Below are 17,146 nucleotides of genomic sequence, written 5' to 3'. Positions count from 1 at the left end.
ATCATTCGAAAACGGGTAAAGGGAGTACAAGATGGCAAGCACACAGCATCGCGGCGGCTCCGGCAATTTCGCCGCCAATCGGGAACGTGCGGCGGCGGCCGGGCGCAAAGGCGGCCAGAAGAGCGGCGGCAACTTCAAGAATAATCCGGCCCGCGCGGCTCTGGCAGGCCAGAAAGGCGGCCAGGTGTCCGGCGGCAACTTCAAGAACAATCCGGCCCGCGCCTCCGAGGCAGGTCGGGAGGGCGGCCAGGTCAGCAGCGGCAACTTCAAGCACGATCCGGCGCGGGCATCCGAAGCCGGCCGCAAGGGCGGCCAGGAAAGCGGCGGGTCGCATGGACAGACCGATGGACACGGTCACGACGCGCCGTGAGGCCAGTCTGCCTTCAAGAATGTAGAAACCGGATTGCGGTCATTTGTAATCGCAATCCGGCCTCCTGAAGCATCCTGCGCCGCTCAGGCCGACTTCGGCTTCAGCGAGCCGACGCGATAGTGGCCAGCCTCCGCGTGGAAAGCGATGTTGAGCCGGTTCCAGCCATTGATGACATTGATAGCGACGGTGAGGTCGACAAGCTCGCCATCGTTGAATTGCGCCCTCACCTCGTCATAGACGTCGTCCGGCACACCGCCTTCGCCGAGCCGCGTCAACGCCTCGGTCCAGGCCAGCGCCGCCCGCTCACGCGGTGAATAGAGCGCCGTCTCTCGCCACACGCTCAGCAGATAGAGTTTCTGCTCGCTCACGCCGGCCGCCCTCAGTTCTTTCGTGTGCATGTCGATGCAGAAACCGCAACCGTTGAGTTGCGACGCTCTCAGGTTCAGAAGTTCCAAAAGGATGTCCTCGAGCCCGCTTTTACGGGCCTGCTCGCCGAGCTTCATCATCGCCTGGAGAGCGCCAGGCGACACGGCGGCATAGTTCAGCCTGCCGAATCCGGGTGTCTTCATATGTGCGGTCATTGGAGTTTGCCTTTCAGGACAATGCCACCCCGTGGGGGTGTGCACTCGGTTGCATCACCTGAAGACGCAAGGTCCTGGTCGTCTGTGACTGCCATCCGGGAAAAAGGCCGCAGGCGGGGCGCCGTCCGAAAAGCCCGCATCTATCAGAAAACAAGGCTCGTTCTGACGCCGATCACGACCGCATTGTCGATCGTGCCGCCCGATGCATCTTCGGGGTTTTGCACGTTACCGCCGGGATGCACGATATACTGGACATCCGGCTGCACGCTCCACCACGGCGCGATCGGCGCCGTGTAGCTCACCTCGAGAACGGTCTCGTGGTCGCGCAGCGGATAAGCCGGATCGGACGTCATAATTTGAACATCGCGATCGGCCTCGCGCGCATCGGTGCTGATCCTCGAATAGCCAACACCGACAGCCAGTATGTCACCGTCGCGCCTTGGCAGGAGACCCGTATAGGCGAACCCGCTATCGGCATAGAAGGAAACGAGATTGCGGTCGGACGGCGCCGCTCCGACACGTGCAAAAAAGCTGAGCGCGTGGGCCTCTGCATCCCGCCAGACTGTCTGGTCGGCGACCGCGTAGAAGCCATGATCGTCGGAATGGGCATGGCCAAAGCCCCGACGCTGATCTGCGAAAGTCCCCGTTTCGTACCAACCACCGATCTTATAGAGGCCGGACAATCCGCTTTCGTCCTGCCCGACCGCATATTGCAGTTCGCCCATCCAGAGTGTCCCGCCGCTCATGCTGAAGCTGGTGCCGTGCTTGTTGCAGAGCTGTGCATCTTCCGGGCAATCGCCGCCCGCTGGATCGCCGCTGAAGACGCCGGCCAGCAAAGTGACGGCATCGGTCGGCGCGAACGCGACACGGACTCCCGGCGTCGGCAGCGGATAGGCGGGCCCCCCATTCGTCTGGTTGGCGGACGCGAGCGCCGGCCAGCCGAACGTGCCATTGATGAGATTGCCGGCTGTCTCGCTGGTGATGAACTCGTCATCTGCGGCAAGCTGGCCTGCCCGAATCGAAACCGCGTCAGCGAAGAACTCCTGTTGCAGCCAGAGCGTATAAAGCCGCGTCGTCTGGCGCGCTTCGATATTGCTCGGATCGCCGATGCTGCCCGTGTAGTTGACCGCCGGTGTGCCGTCGCTGTGATGGATTTGAAAGACACTTCCATGCGCGGAACCGCCCCGCCAACCGAGAAGCTTGTCGAGGTCGAGGTCGAGAGCGAATTCGGCTCGGCCCTCGTAGCTCCAGCCGCGCTTCATTCCGCCCGCCACATCGCCGAGGGTCTCGCCGACATAGCCGAGCCCGACATCGACGCCGTGGTCGGAAAGGTCGCTGCGCGCACCGCCCCAATCCCCGATTAAACTCTCACGATGCCAAAGTCCGTTTTCATCCGCCTGCGCTGGAAAGCCGGCAAGGCAGGCTCCGACCAGTGACGCCATCGCGGCGACGCGGCAAGGCAGTTTCATTCCTGTCTCCGCTCCGGTATGACGGTTCGTACGCACACCAAGGGCGAAAGGCTATCATGTCGTGACCCGCTCTCAAGAGCAGCCGTTGCGACAAGAGCGCCTAGCTGCGCTCCCGACCGCTCAGGCGCCAGCGCGCGATGATGGCTTCGAGCTGCTGGCGGTCCATCGTCGGGTTCTTCCAGTGGTGCGAGAAGCCCGTATTGACCGTTCTGGGCGATCCGAGCGGGTTCAGATCGTCGAAACGGATGCGCATCGGCATGGCCACGCCTTGGCCGAAGACGATGGCTTCCCGGTCACCGAGCAGGGGTAGGAAATCGAGAAGTTCGAGAGCGCCGTCATGCGTATTCGCCCGCATCACCTCTTGGTCCTTCTCGGTCGAGAGCCGCATCGTGATCGCAGTCGAACATTGCGACAGCACGGTCGGGTCGAGTTCGGAGGGGCGCTGGGTGACGAGCGCAAGCGAAATTCCATACTTGCGGCCTTCTTTTGCAATGCGGGCCAGTGCCTGTCGGGTCGGGGCGAATTTATCGGAAGGGCCAGCGGGCGCATAACGATGCGCCTCCTCGCAGACGAGCAGCATCGGCAACCCGCCCTTGCTCCAGACCGCAAGGTCGAAGGCGAGGCGCGAGATGACCGAGATCACGACGTCGAGAATTTCCGGCGGCACGGTCGACAGGTTGATGACGGTGATGGGCTTCCCCTCGCTCGGCACGCGAAACAACCGGCCGAGCGTGTCCGTCATTGTGTCCTGCACGGTGAGACTGCCGAACATGAAGCTGTAACGCTGATCGCTGACTAGCGTCTCGATCCGGGCCCTGAGACGCCGGTAGGGGATCGTCGCCTGGGTCCGCTCGAGCTTGCCGAGTTGTTCGTCGATATAGGAAACGACATCCGAAAGCCTGAATGGCGTCGGCGTTTCGACGGTGATGCCGCCGCCGTCGAGCGAACGTCGGAAGTTGACGCTGCGCATCGACCCCGCGTCGACGAAACGGCGCTTGGCCATGACCACCGCGTCGCTGAGAATCTCCGCCTCCGCGTCGCGATGCGCATCCGTGCTGGTCAGCGCCTCCGTAAGCTCCTGGAAATTGAGCAGCCAGATCGGCAGATGGAGATTGCTGGGATCGATCAGTTCCGCGCGGTCGCCGAAGGCCGCCGGATACTCGTTATGTACGTCGAGGACGACGACATGCGCGTGCTGATGCTCTTCGAGCACCCGCTGCAGGATACAGGTGAGCGCCGATGACTTGCCGCATCCGGTCGTGCCGACGACGATGAAATGCTTGGCGAGAAGATCGTCGATCAGAAGGCGCGCCGGAACGGCATGATCCTGGTAGAGCGTGCCGACCTTGATGCTCGCGACGGATGGTTGCGCATAGACGCGCGTGAGATCGTAGCGGTCCGCAAAGAGGACCGGATCGCCCAGTGTCGGCAGGGAGGCGACGCCGCGACGAAAGACGAGGCGCTTGCTCACCGGATCGGTAACGAGTTCGCCGGCAAGATTGAGTTCGATGAGGCCGATCTCCGGGTTGCCCGCATCGAGCGAGGGAGTCGGCGAACTGACGGCGGATATCAGGCCGACGACGGACGAGTTCGGCGTCGTGATTTTGACAAGCGCACCTATCTGGACCCGCGTATCACGGCCGTTCGGCTCACCGCCGACCGGCTTGTCGAGCACGGCGATCGCCTGCGATCCGGCCACGGAGACGATATGGGCAATGCGCTGGGGCGCCGCCGCGGGCATGCCTCGCCGCTCCTTGAACGAAGTGTCGAGCGTGGGGTGCGGAATATTGGTCATGTCGTGAGACCTGGTTGAAGGGTTTGGCGAGCGATCGCCGTCGGGGCGGCCGCGGCCTGAGTGGCCGGTAAAGTGACGACAATGGTGGTGCCGATGCCGGGCTTGCTCGAGATGTGGAACTGACCGCCATGTTGCTTTGTGAGCGCTACCGCAATCGGCAGGCCGAGGCCGGTTCCCTCATGCGAACGCGAGAAGGCCGACTGCACTTGTCCGAAGGGCTGCATGGCGACTGCGATCTGCTCGTCGCTCATTCCGATCCCCGTGTCGGCGACGGCGATCGTCGCGCCGCCTTCGGCGCCGCGCTGGGCCATGACCAGGATGCGTCCGCCTTCGGGCGTGAATTTGTGGGCGTTGGAAAGAATGTTGATGAGTATCTGTTTCAGGCGTCCCGCATCGACCTGCAACACCGGCAGGTCGGGCGCCGACTTGAATTCGAGCGTCTGGTTCTTGTCGCGCGCCCTGCCTTTGACGAGCAGCAGACTCGCGTCGACGACCTCGCGGATGCTGTGCGGTTCGAGATGAAGCGAGAAGGTGCCGCTCTCGATCTTCGAAATGTCGAGAATGTCGGAGATGATGTTGAGCAGATGCCTGCCGGCGCCGCTGATATGCGTCGCGTATTCGAGACTCTTCTCAATGTCGCGGCCCTCCGCCGCGAAATGACGCATCAGATCTGCAAAGCCGATGATCGCATTGAGCGGCGTCCTGAGCTCATGGCTCATATTGGCGAGAAATTCGGACTTCGACCGGCTCGCCATGTCCGATTGCAGCTTCGCCGCACGCAGCGTCTGTTCGGCATGCCGGCGGGACATCAACTCCCCCAGATTGCTCGAATACTGGGAGAGAAGAGTGGTTTTTCTGGGAGCGGAGTTGCGCCGGTTTTGCATCTGTCATCCGTTCGGTCGAACCGAGAAGATAACGGCCGGTTATTGAGCCACGGTAAACGCTTGCCTAAGCAAAATGGTGCATTTTCATTAATACCTGCCATTTCGCGCCAAATCGGGACGAATCGCGGCGAACCGCTGCGACCTTTTTGCACCCTCGCGCGTTTTTAACCTCGAAGGACCACAGACGAGGACCGGATGAGGAGTGAAGGCGCTTCCCCCCTTGCAGGCGATGCGACGGCGGGTGAGCGGTCGTTCGCGGGCGTTCTACGGCCAGGTCGCAACATCTGGCGGCGGGAGCGGGCCGGGCGCGCCGCCATGCTTGTCGATGCGGGCCCCTGTTTTGGCGCGATGCGCGAGGCGATGCGCAAAGCCCGCAGCAGCATTGCCATTGTCGGCTGGGACATAGACAGCCGCACGCCGCTGGTCGGCAATGCCGGCGAGCCGGACGACGGCCTGCCGGCGATGCTCGGCCCCTTCCTCACCGCTCTCGTCGAGCGCAATCCCGATCTTTCGGTGAAGTTGCTGCTCTGGGATTATTCCGTTCTCTACGCGCTCGAGCGCGAGCCGATGCCGAACCTGGCGCTCGGCTGGAACACGCCGCGCCAGATCGAGCTTTGCCTGGACGGTACGGCTCCGGTTGCCTCGTCGCATCATCAAAAGATCGTGGTGATCGACGACGCGGTCGCCTTCGCGGGCGGGCTCGACCTCACTATCCGCAGATGGGATACGCCCGGGCACGCGCCCGTGAATTCCCGCCGCATCGATCCGGCTGGCGCCCCCTATCCACCATTCCACGACGTGCAGATGATCGTCGACGGCGACGCAGCGGCTGCCCTCGGGGATATGGTGCGTGCGCGCTGGCTCCGCTCTGCCTGCGAGGAGCTTCCGCCGACGCAACTCGCGAGCGATCCCTGGCCGGAAAGCGTCGACCCCGATTTCCGCGACGTGGATATCGGCATCGCGCGCACGCTTCCGGCTTTCGGGGGTGACGAAGGAGTACGTGAGATCGAGGCACTCTATCTCGACATGATCGACGCCGCCGAGGAGACGATCTATCTCGAAAACCAGTTTCTGACCTGCGGCGACATCGCCGACCGCCTGGCCGCGCGTCTGCGGACGCGTCCAGAGCTGGAGGCGCTGATCGTCGCTCCCAGAACCCACCACACCTGGATCGAGCATCGCACGATGCTCGCGGGTCGCATTCGTTTCCAGCAGACCTTGCGCGAGGCCGGGGTCGCCGACCGCGTCCATCTCGTTCACCCGCATGTCGAACACGCGGGAGACGCGGCGGACGTGATGGTCCATGCCAAAGTGACGATCGTCGACGACAAAATCCTGCGGATCGGATCGGCCAATATCGCCAACCGCTCGATGGGCACCGATAGCGAGTGCGATCTGGTGCTGGAAGCCGCATCCGCCGACGACCGCGCCGGCATTGTGCGCCTTCGAAATCGTCTTCTCGCGGAGCATTGCGGCCGGGAGCCGGGAGAGATCGGCGACGCGCTCGTCCGCCACGGCTCGCTCATTGCCGCCGTGAACGCCTTGAACGGGCACGAAGGCGACCGCCCGGGGGCGAGCCCGGACGGGACCGTGCGCCAACTCCGCATGATCCGGGACGGCACGCTCGATACGGAAGAGGCGATGCCGGCCATCGAGGCCCTCGCCGATCCACGCAAGCCCATCGAGGCCCCGATCCTCGCCGATTTTGCCGGCGAACCGCTGCAGCCGCGCCGCCTGTCCATGTTCCTGAAAATGGCGCTCGCTGCGATCGCGGTTCTGGTTCTCGTCGGGGTTTGGCGCTGGACCCCGCTTGCGGAATGGACGAAGCCTGAAACGATCGAGGCCTCGCTCAATACGGTCGCGGCCAGTCCTTGGGGACCTGCGATCGTGATCCTGATCTTCGTCCTCGCCGGCCTTCTCGCCTTCCCGGTGACGCTGCTGATCGCCGGCACTGCGGCGGCGTTCGGAACCTGGTCCGGCCTCGCCTACGCGACTGCCGGATCGTTGGCGAGTGCCATGGCAAGTTATGCGATCGGCCGGCGTTTCGGGCAGGACGGATTGCGTTCCGTCATGGGCCCGCGCATCAACCGCATCGGCCAAGGCATCAAATCGCAAGGCGTCTTCGCCGTGGCCACTGTGCGCCTCATGCCGATCGCGCCTTTCCTGCTCGTCAATCTGGTTGCCGGCGCAATGCGCATCCGCCTCCTCGACTATGTCATCGGCACCTTGCTCGGGCTCGCGCCGGGTCTCCTGCTGATGTCGGCGCTCGGTCATCAGATGCTCCGCGTCATCACGCAACCCTCGCTCTCCGACATCGCGATGCTCGTCGGCTTTCTTTTCGCCTGGTTCGGCCTGTCCCTCGGACTGCAGCGTTTCATTTCGCGGACGAGGGGCCGGCTTTCGTGAAAAGCAGCGGATCCGTGCGGGTGGCGACCTGGAACATCCACTCCGGCATCGGCCCGGACAGCGCCTATGATCTCGCCCGCGTCATCGGCCTGATCCGGCGCCACGATCCCGATATCGTCGCCCTGCAGGAAGTCGATTCACGCGGTCGCGCGGGACAGGACCTGCCGGTTCCTCTGCTGAAGCAGGCGCTCGGCGAACATGCCGCCGAAGCGCGCACGATTACCGCGCCGGATGGACATTACGGTCATATCGTCGTCAGCCGATGGCCGATGCGCGAGATAAAGCTGCACGACCTGTCGGTCTCGACGCGCGAGCCACGCTGCGCCATCGAAACCGTGATCGAGACACCGCACGGCCCGCTCCATCTCGTCTCGACGCATCTCGGCCTCGGCCTCTTCGAACGCAAGCGCCAGGCCGCGCTTCTCGCGGCGCTTGCCAGGCGCAGCGTCGAGCCGACCGTGATGCTCGGCGATTTCAACGACTGGTTTCGCCGCGGCGCGGTCCGCCGCGCGCTCGCCCGCGTCATGCCGGCACGCACGATGCTGAAGACCTTTCCCTCGCGCTGGCCCCTGCTGATGCTCGATCGCGTCTATTGCAGACCTCACGGCGCACTTGCCGGAAGCTGGACCGATCGCGCGGCCCGAAAGATTTCCGACCACCTGCCCGTCTTCGCCGAGATCAGGCTTTCATGATCGCGCCGCCGAGAGCGCCTTTTCGAGCTTCGCAAGCCCTTCGTCGAGGATCGCATCCGAAGCCGTGAGCGGCACGAGAATGCGGATCGCATTGCCGAAGACGCCGCATGACAGAAGAATGAGCCCCTCGTCCAACGCCGCATTGGTGACGCGCTTCGTCGCCTCGGCGTCGGGCTCATAGGCCACGCGCCCTTTCACGATATCGAAGCCGATCATTGCGCCATGGCCGCGAATAGCCGTCATCGGCACGACGTCGTTGCGCGACGCAATGGCTTCGAGTTTGGTCTTGATGCGCGCACCCATCGCATTCGCGCGCTCGACGAGTTTCTCCTCTGCGATGACGTCGAGCACGGCGAGCGCCGCCGCGCAGGCGATCGGACTGCCGGCATAGGTGCCGCCGAGCCCGCCGGGTTCCGCCGCATCCATGATCTCCGCGCGGCCGATGACGCCTGAGAGCGGAAAGCCGCCGGCGAGCGACTTCGCCACGGTGAGGATGTCGGGCTCGACGCCCGAATGCTCGATGCCGAACATCTTGCCTGTTCGCGCGAAGCCCGTCTGAACTTCGTCGGCGACGAGAAGAATCCCGTGCTCGTCGCAAATTTTGCGCAGCGCCACGAGCAGTTCGCGCGGCGCTTCATAGAAGCCGCCCTCGCCCTGCACCGGCTCGATCATGATGGCCGCGACGCGTGAAGGCTCGACGTCCGCCTTGAACAGGACGTCGAGCGCCTTGAGGCTGTCGGCAACGCTCGTGCCGTGATCGGCAACCGGGAACGGCAGATGGAAGACCTCGGCCGGCATCGGCCCGAACTTCTTCTTGTAGGGAAGTGTCTTGCCGGTCAGCGCCATGGTCATCATGGTCCGTCCGTGGAACCCGCCGGCGAAGGCGATGATAGCCGAGCGGCCCGTCGCGGCGCGGGCGATCTTGACGGCGTTTTCCGCTGCCTCGGCGCCGGTCGTGAAGAGAATGGTCTTGGCCGGGCCCTTGAAAGGCGCGAGGGCGTTCAGCCTTTCGGCGAGTGCGACATAAGGCTCATAGGCGACGACCTGGAAAGCCGTATGAGTATAAAGGGCGAGTTGTTTCTCGACCGCGGCGATGACTTTGGGGTGCCTGTGCCCCGTATTGAGGACCGCGATGCCGCCGGCGAAGTCGACAAACCGGCGTCCGTCCTCGTCCCAGAGTTCGGCATTTTCGGCACGGGCGGCGAAAACCGGGTAGGCGGTCGCAACACCGCGCGGCACGGCGCGCTCACGGCGGGCGAGAAGCTCTGCGTTCTGGCTCATGGGGAGGTCCTTTTCAGCGCGTTATGTCGAGCGCGCCAAAAGTTCGGGCGCTTCACTCCGCAAACGTTCCGGGACCTATGCTATAAGCAAATATCTGTTTCGCCCACACGGGCCCTGAGGGCGAAGTGCCGATTTCACGAGACGCAATGACGCATCCCAAGACCGAGAGAAAGCCGGCGACCGTCGTCGCGAAGCCTGTGAGGCGGACACAGGCCGAAAGAAGCGCGACGACCCGCAAACGCCTCATCGACGCGGCCATCCTTTGCTTACATCAATATGGCTATGCGGCGACGACGACGGTGCTTGTCGCCGAGAAAGCCGATATCAGCCGCGGCGCGATGCTGCATCAGTTCGCGACCAAGGTCGACCTGATGCTGGCGGTGGTCGAGCGTTCCTATCAGGACCAGATCGACCATTACGCAGCCTGGCTGGCGCGGGGCAAGGGCGTCTCGCGCAACCAGATCAACGACCTTCTCGGCATCGCCTGGGACGTCGCGCGTGAGCCGTCGGCCATGGCTTTCTATGAAATCTGGCTCGCGACGCGCAGCGACGAGGAACTTTCTGAACGATTCGCGCCGGTCTACGAGCGCATCAAGAAACGCTCCTATTCTGAAATGCAGAAACTGATGAAGGAAGCCGGCATCGACGCCGACCGCAAGACCATCGAGGCGATCACCCGCCTCAACATCGCGGCGCTGCGCGGCCTCGCCATCGAATGGACGATGGAGCGCGATCCCGAGCGGCTCGAAGGCTGCGTCGATCTTCTGAAGGACTATACCGACAGCTTCACTCGCCAGCGTCGGCAGGAAAAGCCGCTCAAGGCGCGGAGCAGATGACCGGCTCTACGCCGCCCTTGCTTCGGTCGACGCCGCTTCCCAGCAGCTCCTCGCGATGTCAGTGAGGACCGCTGCCTGCTGCCAGCGGTCGCCCTCCTCACGCAGCACCCCATCCGGCCCGGGAAAAAGCCGCGCATAATTCAGCCTGATGCGATGCGCGCCGAAATCGATATGAGCAGGCAGAAGCTCGGGGGCGAAGCAAAAATAATCGCCAGGCCTCGCGTCCCGGAGAAACCCCGCCATCGCCCGTGTCCAGATGGCTCTGAAATGCCCGACATGGGGCTCGTCCTCGCCGTTTCCGATATCGACCTGCATGCAACAGGAATTGCCGATGCGCCCATGCATGAACCGCACGCGATCGAGCACCGGCGCGATGAAGGCAAGCTTTCCCTCGAAATTTCCATAAGTCATTTCGAGGCCCGTATACCAATGCGAGAAGTCGCCGTTGAAACGCACCTCGGGAATGCGCGAAACGAGATCGACAGTCCGGCGCATGTCCTGCGTGATCGTCGCCCGATGCGTTTCGATGTAGATCGGATAGGAGAATTTCTCGGAAGCGTCCACGACCGCCGAGACGAGCCTGTCCATCTCATCGTCGCTTTCGAGCCCACTGCCGACATGCACCGTCGTCGCATCGCAGCCGGCCCCCTTGTGGGCGGCTGCGAGCTTCGCGGCGTCTCCGAGCGCGTCCACGCGCCCGGTCGCGGTGAGGCGGAGGCCATCTGGCGAAATGTGCGGAAGCTGATCCCCGAGAACCTGAACGCCGCGGTATCCCGCCGCCTTCAGAACCGCGAAGACATCGTCGCGCCCATGGCGCGGCCCTGTCGAGAAATCGGGAAGCGCGGCGATCGACACGAGATTGAGGTCGGTTCGCAGATAGGGCGTCGCCTCGCTGCCGTCGTTCATGTTGGCCGTCATCCCCGCCCCTCGCGCACGCTTTCGAACCGCGGCAATCCTAGAGACGTCGGAATAAACAATCAACGCTGACCGTTTATGGATACGCAAAAGGCACAAGACGCCCGCGATCGCCCGCGAGCGCCTATGTGAAGACCAGAGCTTTGCGCGCGCTCAGTGGGCGACGAGCGAGAGAAGGCCGATCGCGCCAAGCGTGAAGAAAACGCCATAGCCGAATGTCGCGGAGCGGCGGAGGAACGAGCGCGTCGCGCCTTTCCTGATCGGCAGCAGGCGATGCGGGCTTGCGCCTTCCATATCGGAGAGATCGACATCGTCCTCGATCACCGTCACCTGCGCCTTGATCGTAGCGCCGCGATGGCTGATGAGCTTCCCGCACTGGATCTCGCCGGTAACGTGGCTCGATGAGCGCAGGATGACTTCGCCGGTGACGACGAGACGGCCGTCGAAGGTGCCGGCGATTTCCGCGCGGTCGGCATTGGCGTTGCCTTCGACGGAACCTGCGACGCCGATCGAAAGCAGAGCGGTCTTGAGGTCCGCCCGGCTCATCATGCCGTCGACGAACATCGACCCCTGGGTTTCGAACGAGCCTTCGAGCGAGCTGTTCTCACCGACAACGATATCTTCGCTGCCGGCACGCAACACGCGTACGGTCGCCGTGGCGACGGGCTTGCGGCTCGTTTCCTTCGGCGAGGCGGCGGGCTTGCCGCCACTGAACGATTCGACGGGATCGGTATTCATGTTGGCTCCTCCTCGCGGGGACTGTCGGTCGCCCCTGTCGCCGACGGCAAAATCGGGCGCACGTCAATTCTGAAGTCTGAGGCTGCACGGACCCGGCAAGCCGGACAAGACGATCACCCTCCAAATCGGAGGGACGTTCTGCGAATTGCCTGAAACGGCTATTATTGCCACCAAATCGGACTTTTCCCGCCGCCCGGGCGCATTACCTTTCCGGTCCGGACAAGGCATCCGCCTTAAATCTTGCATCCGAGGCAAAATCGAATGCCTCCCCCGCACGGTTCCGGCTAGAATGACCCATCCGGAGACGGATCTGGGCTCTAGGGGGTTTCGTGCGTCAATTGATGTCCTATGTGTGGTGGCCGCTGCTTTTCGGCGGATCGGTATTGTCAGTCTATGCCGGCATGCGGGCGGGGCACGACATTTTGGCCTTCAACGTCACCTACTTGACGCTGGCGCTCGCCATCGCGCTTCTCGAGCGGCTGATGCCCCATGAAGAGGCGTGGCTCGCCAATGACGGCCAGATGGGCCCCGACCTTGCCCACACGCTCCTCAACAAGGGCATCGCCCAGGTCATCGTCACCGTCATCGTCTTCATGGGCATCGCCGACTGGATGGCGCCGACCGGCGACGGCATATGGCCCACCGCATGGCCGCTGGCGATCCAGACGGCGATGGGCCTCGTGATTGTCGAGTTCGGCCTCTACTGGAAGCATCGCCTCGCCCACGAGTGGCCCTGGCTCTGGCGCTTTCATGCCGTTCACCACAGCGTGACGCGGCTCTGGTTCTTCAACACCGGTCGCTTCCATCTGGTCGACACGGTAACCGGGCTGATGGTCGGCATGCCGGTGCTGCTCCTGCTCGGCGCGCCCCGCGACGTCCTGTTGATGGTCAGCGCCATCACAGCGGTGGTCGGCATCCTCACCCATTGCAATATCGAGATGCGCTGTGGCCCCCTCGACTACATCTTCAACACACCGACGCTCCATCGCTGGCACCATTCGAAGGTGCTGGCGGAAGGAAACAAGAATTACGGTGAGAACCTGATGCTGTTCGACCTGATCTTCGGCAGCTATTTCAACGCCGCCGATCGCCGGCCCCCCGCCGATATCGGTATCCAGCACGAGATGCCCGCGACCTTCCTCGGCCAATTGAAGGCGCCCTTCACGAACCAGCCTCTCTGAGCGACCTAGCGGCGCGTGGCCGCTCGCGGCTTGCGCGGCGCCATATGCTCGGCATCCGGCACGCCGACGCCTTTCAGGAAGATCTTCACCGCGCCCGCGACCCAGCGGTCGATCTCATCGCCCGATGGCGGCTTGTTGCTGACCGTCGCATCGCGCGTGAGATCGGCGAAGGCCATGGAGAGCAGCATCGCGGCCGCCATATGCGGATCGTCGAGTTTGAGCAAGCCGTCACGGCGGCGGCGGTCGAGCCACCGCGCAAGCCCGTCGATGATCTTCTCGTGGCCCTCGCGGTAATAGGCCGCGACCATCTCCGGAACGCGGGCGATTTCGGCGAGCGCCAGCCTGTTCGCCGCATTGCCGTTTTCCGAAAGCCCGTGTTCGGCAAGTTCGCGCAACATGCGGATGAGCGCGTCTTCGAGCGAGGCGGCGTCGTGCGCATCGTAGCGATCGAAGCTCGGCAGGATCATCTCGAGGAACGACTTGATGACGTCGACAAGGATGTCGGTCTTGGTGTCGAAGAAGCGGTAGATCGTCTTCGTCGACACGCCCGCCTCTTTCGCAATGCCGCTGACATTCGCCGCCGCGAAACCGTTGCTCATGAACACGGTCCGCGCCGCGACGAGTATGGCGCCACGCGTCTCGTCCTCGCTGCGCCGCGGCGAGCGCTGCTTTTTCGGTCGCGTCTTTTTCAACGTGGGGTCCTTCGGGATGAGAGCGCAAAATTTCCTTGACTAAGGATTGTCAGGATCGCAACCTTTCGCAAGGAAAACTGTGATTTTCCAAATTTTCGATGCGGGGATCGCCCGCGAAAGGCGGCCGGACGGGAGCGGCTGCCCCCATTCGCGCTATTTGTCCGCACCATTGGTCTGCATCATCGGGGAGAAGGATGCCGTCGCAATCCGAAGAGAATGTCCTGTCGGGCAAGGCATGGACCGATTTCTGCCGCATGCTCGAACAGGCAGGCCATATCCTGCTACGCGAAACGGCACCGTCGACGTTGCTCGATCGCGCGGAAGGCATCCGCTATCTGAGCCGTCTCACCCGCGCCATGCTCGAGTCGAGCATCGACTTTTCAAATCCCGACTTTCCGGAACTGCGCCGCATCGCCAGCGAAACCGTGAAGATGGGCGCCGACAATCCGGACAATGTCTACCTCTCGGCGACCATCGCCGGCGACCGCGAGTACCGGATCACCGGCCAGCGCGGCACGATTTCCTATTTCAGCATCGGCTCGAAGGCGAACCGCTACGGCATCGACGGCACCATGCCGTCGACCGGCGAACTTGCCGGCGAGGACATGGAGATCGGCCCCGACGGCTCCGTCGAGATCATCTGCAGCGCGACGAAGAGGCCCGGCAACTGGTTGCCGCTCGCGTCGGATTCGTCGCTCCTCGTCGTCCGCCAGTCCTATCTCGACCGCACGACGGAAGTGCCGGGCACCTACAGGATCGAATGCATCGGCGGGCCGAAGGCGCCGCCCGTGCTCCAGGCCGCGACGCTCGACGAAAACCTGCGCAAGGCGTCGATGGGCGTGCTCGGCACGGCGCTCATTTTCGCGCAATGGTCCGAACACTTCATGAGCCGACCGAACGAGCTGCCCGATTTCGGCCAGGAAATGTTCCAGAAGGCCGGCGGCGATCCTGAAATCTTCTATCTGCATGGCTACTGGAAGCTCGGACCCGACGAAGCATGGGTGATCGAGACCGAAGTGCCGGATTGCCCCTACTGGAATTTCCAGTTGAGCAACTGGTGGATGGAATCGCTCGACTATCGCTACCACAACATCTGGATCAACAAGCATACGGCGAAGCTCAACAAGGACGGCACGCTCACCATCGTCGTCGCCGCGCGCGATCCGGGCTATGGCAACTGGATCGACACGGTCGGCCACACAAGCGGCACGGCGCTGCTGCGCTGGGCGGGGGCGAAGACCCACCCACTGCCGCGCACGAAAGTGGTGAAGCTCATCGACTGAGTTCATGTCGCGACGGGTTGGGAGGCCCGGCGGCAAATGACATATCGGGAGGAGACGCCATGAGCGAAACGCTCGGCGCGGAGACGACGCATTTCGAGATCGACGCGATCATGGCGAAAGCGAAGGAGGACACAGGGCTGTCCGACTTCGGCGATCCCTGGTTCATGGAACCGCTCGCCGTCCTCGTCGACGCGCTCAATCGCGAGGCAGATCTCTCCGGCATGGGTCTGCAGGTGCAGGGCGCGAGCCTGTTGAAGTGGTTGACCGAGCGCCTTCGCCGTATCGATCTCGTGAAACAGAACCCGGAAATTGCCGACGAGAAGGTCGAGGTACTGGCCGAGATCGTCGGCCTGCCGCGCACCGGCAGCACCATGGTGCATCGCCTGCTCACCTCTTCGCCGCAGGTGACCTCCACCTATTCCTGGGAACTTCTGAACCCGCTGCCCTTCCCCGGAGAGCCATTCGGCGACCCGCAGATGCGCAAGGACATCGCCGAGGCGATGGCCGGCTTCTATCTACAGGTCATGCCTGACATGGCCGCGATCCATCCGATCGATCCTTATGGTTACGAGGAAGACGTTCTGCTTCTCGACCGCTCCTTCATGAGCACCGGCTTTCATTCGATGCTGAAGGTGCCGAGCTACGACCGGTGGCTGCTCGACGCCGACCAGCGGCCCGCCTATCGCGAGCTGAAGGAATGGCTTCAGATCCTGCAATGGCAGGACAAATCGCGCGCCGGAAAGAAGTGGCTGCTGAAATCGCCGCATCATCTGACGGCGCTGCGGGCGATCCTCGACGTTTTCCCGGAATGCAAGATCGTCGTGACGCATCGCACACCCGTGGAGACCGTGCCGTCCTACGCGAGCATGGTCTACACCATGACGAAGTCGAATACCGACAAGGCCGATCCGCATGAGATCGGCGCCTATTGGGACAAGCGTTTCCAGCGCGTGCTGCGCGATGTGATGGAGGTGCGGAAGACCGCCCCCGGGCGCTTCATCGACATTCGCTACAAGGATGTGCAGAACCAGCCCGTTGTCGAAGCGCGCAAGGTCTTCGATGCGCTGGGGCTTCCCTACGGCGCGGAGGAAGAAGCGCTGATGGAAAGCTGGCTGGTCGAGAACGCCCGCGACAGGCACCCGCCGCATAAATACAGCGCCGAGGATTTCGGCCTGACGCGCGAGGCGTTGGCCCGCGACTTCAAATTTTACATTGACGCCTATCTCGCCTGAGGGCGAACGGAGAACCAAAGGGGAGACGATTCATGATCCTGAAGGGCAAGACCGTCATCATCACCGGCATCGGACCCGGCATGGGACGCAAGATGGCGGCGGAGGCGGCGAAGGAAGGCGCCAATGTCGTCATGGTCTCCCGCTCCGATTATGTGATGAAGGATGTCGTCACGGAGATCGAGGCGGCGGGCGGAAAATGCATCGCGATCCAGGCCGATGTCTCGAAACCCGAAGATTGCCAGCGTGTCTCGGCCGAGGCCGTCGCGAAATTCGGCCGCATCAACGGGCTCGTCAACTCCGCCTATTACCACCCGCCGATGATCCCGATCCTTGAAAACGATTCCGAGGACATTCGTCAGGCTTACGAGGTGATCGTCATCGGCGCGCTCAACATGGTCCGCGCCGTACTGCCGAGCATGAAGGATGCCGGCGGCGGCTCCATCGTCAATATCGGGACCATGGCCGGACGCAAACCCATGACCGGCGAAGGCGGTTATGCGGCGGCCAAGATGGCGCTCGCCGCCGTCACGCGCCAGCTCGCGCATGAACTCGGACAGTACAACATCCGCGTTAACATCACGCTGATGGGCTGGCTGATGGGACAGGCTGTCGATTTCTATTACCAGTGGAAAGCGACCTCGACCGGCCGGACCAAGGAAGAGGTGGTCGCGGAGGCGATCTCGCATGTACCCCTCGGCCGCATTCCGCCCGATGGCGACTGCGGCAAGGCGGCACTGATGCTTCTTTCCGATTACGCGAGCGAAATCACCGGCGCGTCGATCGACGTGAAC

At 63.2% G+C, this 17,146-nt stretch carries 15 protein-coding genes and 2 pseudogenes; 9 read left to right on the top strand and 8 right to left on the bottom strand.

Going from position 1 to position 17,146, the window contains the following annotated elements; translation table 11 throughout:
• Positions 1–31: 31 nt before the first annotated feature.
• Together VMR03_RS19055 and VMR03_RS19050 are read left to right on the top strand one after the other, a co-directional pair.
• Positions 32–253 (top strand): annotated as a pseudogene (locus VMR03_RS19055) (general stress protein); the annotation flags it as partial.
• A 12-nt stretch (positions 254–265) separates the two neighbouring features.
• Positions 266–370, top strand: a pseudogene (locus VMR03_RS19050) (KGG domain-containing protein); the annotation flags it as partial.
• An 83-nt stretch (positions 371–453) separates the two neighbouring features.
• On the opposite strand, the gene VMR03_RS18725 reads toward VMR03_RS19050, so the two are convergent.
• From VMR03_RS18725 to VMR03_RS18710, 4 genes are all read right to left on the bottom strand, one after another.
• On the bottom strand, positions 454–951 hold the full coding sequence (locus tag VMR03_RS18725; protein WP_325407955.1) for a carboxymuconolactone decarboxylase family protein: 498 nt from the start codon (positions 949–951) through the stop codon (positions 454–456).
• Between the two features lie 143 nt (positions 952–1,094).
• Positions 1,095–2,420 (bottom strand): carbohydrate porin, encoded by a 1,326-nt coding sequence (locus tag VMR03_RS18720; RefSeq protein WP_325407953.1) that lies wholly within the window; start codon positions 2,418–2,420, stop codon positions 1,095–1,097.
• Between the two features lie 100 nt (positions 2,421–2,520).
• Positions 2,521–4,215 (bottom strand): ATP-binding protein, encoded by a 1,695-nt coding sequence (locus VMR03_RS18715; RefSeq protein WP_325407951.1) that lies wholly within the window; start codon positions 4,213–4,215, stop codon positions 2,521–2,523.
• Positions 4,212–5,024 carry a sensor histidine kinase gene (locus VMR03_RS18710; RefSeq protein WP_325407949.1) on the bottom strand — a complete coding sequence of 271 codons (813 nt, stop codon included), beginning with the start codon at positions 5,022–5,024 and terminating at the stop codon, positions 4,212–4,214. The genes VMR03_RS18715 and VMR03_RS18710 overlap by 4 nt, the downstream gene beginning before the upstream one ends.
• A 390-nt stretch (positions 5,025–5,414) precedes the next feature.
• On the opposite strand from VMR03_RS18710, the gene VMR03_RS18705 reads away from it, so the two are divergent.
• Together VMR03_RS18705 and VMR03_RS18700 are read left to right on the top strand one after the other, a co-directional pair.
• Positions 5,415–7,505 (top strand): VTT domain-containing protein, encoded by a 2,091-nt coding sequence (locus tag VMR03_RS18705; RefSeq protein WP_325407947.1) that lies wholly within the window; start codon positions 5,415–5,417, stop codon positions 7,503–7,505.
• Entirely contained in the window at positions 7,502–8,197 is a 696-nt protein-coding gene (locus VMR03_RS18700; protein ID WP_325407945.1) for an endonuclease/exonuclease/phosphatase family protein, read from the top strand. Before VMR03_RS18705 ends, VMR03_RS18700 begins: the two co-directional genes overlap by 4 nt.
• Here VMR03_RS18700 and gabT read toward each other — a convergent pair.
• A complete protein-coding gene (gene gabT, locus VMR03_RS18695) occupies positions 8,192–9,478 on the bottom strand; it encodes a 4-aminobutyrate--2-oxoglutarate transaminase (RefSeq protein ID WP_325407943.1) in 1,287 nt (428 codons plus the stop codon). The two genes, VMR03_RS18700 and gabT, sit on opposite strands and share 6 nt — an antisense overlap.
• 146 nt (positions 9,479–9,624) lie before the next feature.
• Here gabT and VMR03_RS18690 point away from each other — a divergent pair, with 146 nt between their 5' ends.
• The gene (locus VMR03_RS18690) at positions 9,625–10,314 is read left to right on the top strand and encodes a TetR/AcrR family transcriptional regulator (RefSeq protein ID WP_325407941.1); all 690 of its coding nucleotides are present in this window, start codon (positions 9,625–9,627) and stop codon (positions 10,312–10,314) included.
• 6 nt (positions 10,315–10,320) lie between these two features.
• Here the strand turns inward: VMR03_RS18690 and VMR03_RS18685 are convergent, their stop codons facing one another.
• Entirely contained in the window at positions 10,321–11,220 is a 900-nt protein-coding gene (locus tag VMR03_RS18685; protein ID WP_325407939.1) for a hypothetical protein, read from the bottom strand.
• A 162-nt stretch (positions 11,221–11,382) separates the two neighbouring features.
• Positions 11,383–11,967: a polymer-forming cytoskeletal protein gene (locus tag VMR03_RS18680; protein WP_325407937.1), complete on the bottom strand. Its 585-nt coding sequence runs from the start codon at positions 11,965–11,967 to the stop codon at positions 11,383–11,385.
• Positions 11,968–12,296: 329 nt separating this feature from the next.
• Between VMR03_RS18680 and VMR03_RS18675 the strand changes: the two genes are divergently transcribed.
• On the top strand, positions 12,297–13,148 hold the full coding sequence (locus VMR03_RS18675; protein WP_325407935.1) for a sterol desaturase family protein: 852 nt from the start codon (positions 12,297–12,299) through the stop codon (positions 13,146–13,148).
• 5 nt (positions 13,149–13,153) lie between these two features.
• On the opposite strand, the gene VMR03_RS18670 is transcribed toward VMR03_RS18675, so the two are convergent.
• On the bottom strand, positions 13,154–13,840 hold the full coding sequence (locus VMR03_RS18670; protein ID WP_325407933.1) for a TetR/AcrR family transcriptional regulator: 687 nt from the start codon (positions 13,838–13,840) through the stop codon (positions 13,154–13,156).
• 194 nt (positions 13,841–14,034) lie between these two features.
• Here VMR03_RS18670 and VMR03_RS18665 point away from each other — a divergent pair, with 194 nt between their 5' ends.
• The 3 genes from VMR03_RS18665 to VMR03_RS18655 all read left to right on the top strand — a co-directional run.
• The gene (locus VMR03_RS18665; RefSeq protein WP_325407931.1) at positions 14,035–15,123 is read left to right on the top strand and encodes a DUF1214 domain-containing protein; all 1,089 of its coding nucleotides are present in this window, start codon (positions 14,035–14,037) and stop codon (positions 15,121–15,123) included.
• A 59-nt stretch (positions 15,124–15,182) separates the two neighbouring features.
• Positions 15,183–16,355 carry a sulfotransferase gene (locus VMR03_RS18660; RefSeq protein ID WP_325407929.1) on the top strand — a complete coding sequence of 391 codons (1,173 nt, stop codon included), beginning with the start codon at positions 15,183–15,185 and terminating at the stop codon, positions 16,353–16,355.
• Between the two features lie 32 nt (positions 16,356–16,387).
• On the top strand, positions 16,388–17,146 hold a 759-nt coding region (locus tag VMR03_RS18655; protein ID WP_325407927.1), incomplete at its 3' end, for an SDR family oxidoreductase.

The organism is Parvibaculum sp., assembly GCF_035511255.1.
GTDB lineage: Bacteria > Pseudomonadota > Alphaproteobacteria > Parvibaculales > Parvibaculaceae > Parvibaculum.
Note: the sequence above shows the minus strand (reverse complement) of the source record. Positions and strands in the feature narration are given on the sequence as shown.

Bases quoted from the DNA above. Each gene is read 5' to 3' on its own strand.
- VMR03_RS18685 (WP_325407939.1), bottom strand. From the start codon at position 11,220: ATGAACGACGGCAGCGAGGCGACGCCCTATCTGCGAACCGACCTCAAT.
- gabT (WP_325407943.1), bottom strand. From the start codon at position 9,478: ATGAGCCAGAACGCAGAGCTTCTCGCCCGCCGTGAGCGCGCCGTGCCG.
- VMR03_RS18680 (WP_325407937.1), bottom strand. From the start codon at position 11,967: ATGAATACCGATCCCGTCGAATCGTTCAGTGGCGGCAAGCCCGCCGCC.
- VMR03_RS18715 (WP_325407951.1), bottom strand. From the start codon at position 4,215: ATGACCAATATTCCGCACCCCACGCTCGACACTTCGTTCAAGGAGCGG.
- VMR03_RS18665 (WP_325407931.1), top strand. From the start codon at position 14,035: ATGCCGTCGCAATCCGAAGAGAATGTCCTGTCGGGCAAGGCATGGACC.
- VMR03_RS18705 (WP_325407947.1), top strand. From the start codon at position 5,415: ATGCTTGTCGATGCGGGCCCCTGTTTTGGCGCGATGCGCGAGGCGATG.
- VMR03_RS18710 (WP_325407949.1), bottom strand. From the start codon at position 5,024: ATGTCCCGCCGGCATGCCGAACAGACGCTGCGTGCGGCGAAGCTGCAA.
- VMR03_RS18725 (WP_325407955.1), bottom strand. From the start codon at position 951: ATGACCGCACATATGAAGACACCCGGATTCGGCAGGCTGAACTATGCC.
- VMR03_RS18660 (WP_325407929.1), top strand. From the start codon at position 15,183: ATGAGCGAAACGCTCGGCGCGGAGACGACGCATTTCGAGATCGACGCG.
- VMR03_RS18720 (WP_325407953.1), bottom strand. From the start codon at position 2,420: ATGAAACTGCCTTGCCGCGTCGCCGCGATGGCGTCACTGGTCGGAGCC.
- VMR03_RS18690 (WP_325407941.1), top strand. From the start codon at position 9,625: ATGACGCATCCCAAGACCGAGAGAAAGCCGGCGACCGTCGTCGCGAAG.